Here is a 1,282-nt window from a genome sequence, read left to right as displayed (position 1 = left end):
TTAGTGATCCCGTTAGTAGAAGTGGTGCCAGTGACTCCTAAAGTACCTCCTACCGTACTATCACCAGAAACGGTTGAAGTTGCAGAACTCATATCTGCAGTAGTACTAATATTCCCAGTGTTAGTGATCCCGTTAGTAGAAGTGGTACCAGTAACACCTAATGTTCCGCCAATGGTTGAGTTATTGGTTACTGAAACACTATCCATAGTGGCTAATCCTGAAGTAGATAACGTACTCATATTGGTATTTCCCGTTACGGATAGAGCATTGTCTACAGTAGTTACTCCATTTAACCTAACAGAGCCATCTACTAAGCTGACATCCACAGAATATAGCCCTCCAGTTGCGTTATCATGTCTGACCCTAAACCCGCCTGAATCATTGCCATTAGCGGCGACAGTTAGATAATCAGAAGAACCTAAAGTATTATTTAATGATGTACTTGCTCCACCTCCACCTACTTGCACCGTAGTTACAGCATTGCTACTTGAAAATAATATAATGCTAATAACAAGATACTTAGTCATATTATTCAAAGTAATTAAAAAGCTAAAAGAAAACTGTTTTTTAAATCTTGAGCTATTTCTGTTTTTCATCATTTGATCTCCAAATCTCATAAGTCCATGGTTATTCTGTAGTTAATGATAGACAAGATTTTAAGAATTATTCTAATAAGAGTGTTTTTAGTCAAAAAAAGCTCTTTTTCCAGCAATTACCGCTGTCACTTTTAACACAGGATAAATGGCCAGGTGCCAGTCAGCAAATCTCACCGGATGTGTAATAATGGGTTACTCTGTAGATTCTGGACAAATCGGCAAAGTAGGGGCTCCAGTGCTATAGGCCGAAAAACGTAAAGAAAATATTTGGTCTAACTTATCTCGTGAAATCAGCTAAATTATATTTTGTTTAATTTAACCAGATATTTATATCTCAAAACCCTTATACTCTCTAGCTTCAAGTTTCCTCAGCAGGAGTATAATTTAAGGTAGGTTTTATTATACTTTCAAATCTTGTAGAGATTATACATGACAAGTTGCCGAATGTCTGCTACGATTCTTGTAAATAAAGGCGTTTCAGCCAACTCCCCAGAAAATCTTTACACTTTTCGGCTTATAACACTGGAACCCCTACTCCATTATTTATAGTGTCAAAGCTGAGTCCATTCCTAAAAACATACCTATAAGATAAATTTTATGCTATAGTGCAAAATAAACTTATTTGCATTAAGGTATCATCATGGCGCTAAAACAAAAAATAATTTCTCAGATTTATGACGATCAAA

At 36.0% G+C, this 1,282-nt stretch carries 1 protein-coding gene; it reads right to left on the bottom strand.

Translation table 11 applies throughout. The features are described 5' to 3' along the window. Window positions 1-599, bottom strand: a 599-nt coding sequence (locus IE867_RS14470) for a hypothetical protein (RefSeq protein WP_192485408.1), incomplete at its 3' end; no start/stop codon positions are given. Window positions 600-1,282 lie beyond the last annotated feature (683 nt).

The organism is Cysteiniphilum marinum (assembly GCF_014857925.1).
Lineage (GTDB): Bacteria > Pseudomonadota > Gammaproteobacteria > Francisellales > Francisellaceae > Caedibacter > Caedibacter marinus.
The sequence above is the reverse complement of the archived record's forward strand: the minus strand, read 5'-3'. Positions and strand labels throughout refer to the sequence as shown.